This window comes from Arcticibacter sp. (assembly GCF_045629565.1).
Classification (GTDB): Bacteria; Bacteroidota; Bacteroidia; order Sphingobacteriales; family Sphingobacteriaceae; genus Arcticibacter.
Window position 1 is genome coordinate 1 of sequence record NZ_JAZQRL010000003.1, and the last position, 1,502, is coordinate 1,502.

The 1,502-nt window shown below is 41.8% G+C and carries 2 protein-coding genes; both read right to left on the minus strand.

Translation table 11 applies throughout. From position 1 onward, the window contains the following. Positions 1-298 (minus strand): cytidylyltransferase domain-containing protein (locus ACKI5J_RS00220; protein ID WP_407425329.1); only part of this gene is annotated, 298 nt, incomplete at its 3' end. Then, the gene (pseC, locus tag ACKI5J_RS00225; protein ID WP_407425331.1) at positions 291-1,478 is read right to left on the minus strand and encodes a UDP-4-amino-4,6-dideoxy-N-acetyl-beta-L-altrosamine transaminase; all 1,188 of its coding nucleotides are present in this window, start codon (positions 1,476-1,478) and stop codon (positions 291-293) included. The genes ACKI5J_RS00220 and pseC, both read right to left, overlap by 8 nt. Positions 1,479-1,502: the final 24 nt, after the last annotated feature.

Consider the following 1,502-nt stretch of genomic DNA (forward strand, 5'->3'; position numbering starts at 1 on the left):
AGTGTTGGTTATAGCGGCTTTTGTATTCGGCTTCCACCTCTTTTAGTACCGCTATCGTAGTAGCATGATCATTGGCATTGTCCATACTTCTTAAGAAAGGAACTTTAGCGCCATATTGCAGTGCAATAGTTGCAATCTCTTCATCGTCAGTAGATACCATTACCTCGTCAAACAGACCACTGTTTAAAGCAGCTTGAATGGAATAAGAAATAATTGGTTTCCCCAAAAAATCCTTGATGTTTTTTTTGGGGATCCTTTTACTTCCTCCTCTTGCTGGAATTATGGCTAATTTATGCACGATAATAATTCGTTATCAATTCAATTACGTATTGCTGCTCATCTTCGGTTAGTGTTGGAAACATGGGTAAACTTATACAGTTTCGGTAATAGGCTTCCGCACGAGGAAAATCTCCTTCTTTCCATCCTAAAGACCTATAGTAAGGCATTAAATGACATGGAATGTAATGGATTTGGGCAAAAACCTGATAGCTACGCAAATGGTTATATAAACCGAGGCGATCGTTAACTTCCAACACATATAAATGATAGGCATGTCCTTCAATCGTTCCAGATTGGCTGATGATGAAATCTTTGCCTTCAAAGGCCTGTTTGTATATTGCCGCAATTTCTCTTCTTCTGTTTAGCCCATCGTCAGCCCTTTGGAGCTGACTAAATCCTAATGCTGCTTGAAAGTCGGTTAAACGGCAATTATATCCCAGGGTCTGCATTTCCATGTACCAGTTTGGATAGCGATCTGTACCGCCAGCAAATTCAATGCTATTGGTGTATTCATCCTCTTTCCGGGTAATGCCGTGTGTACGGAGTTTAAGTAGTTTATTATAGAGCGCCTCATCATTGGTAGTGATCATTCCACCTTCACCACAAGCAATGTGTTTCACAGGATGGAATGAGAAAATAGCTAAATCGGCAAATTTACCGTTACCACAAAGTTGTTGTTGCTTGTTTTGATCTATAAAATAACCTCCAGGGGCATGACAGGCATCCTCAATGATCCATAGGCCGTACTCATCCGCTAACTTTCTGAATGCTTCCAGATCGACTGCACGGCCTCCAAAATCAACCGGAATAATCCCTTTATAAGTTCCTTTTTCTGCTGATGCCAAAAGCTTCTCAACGGCCTTGATATCCAGCAAATATGTTTTGGGATCAATATCCGCGAATACAACCTCACCACCACAATAGCGAACACAATTCGCGGAAGCTACAAATGTGATTGGCGTGGTAATGACTTTGTCACCTGGCTTAACGTCCAGTGCCAGCGTACTTAGGTGCAATGCAGCAGTACCGTTGGCTACTGCTACGGCATATTTGCTTCCGATATACGCTGCAAATGCTTTTTCAAACTCAGCAATTTTAGGTCCCTGGGTGAGGTAATCAGATGTTAGCGCATCAACCACCGCTTTGATATCCTCATTGCTGATGTATTGACGACCATAGGGTATGACGTTATCTTTCATTAGCGTTCGAAACTAGAGTCAACA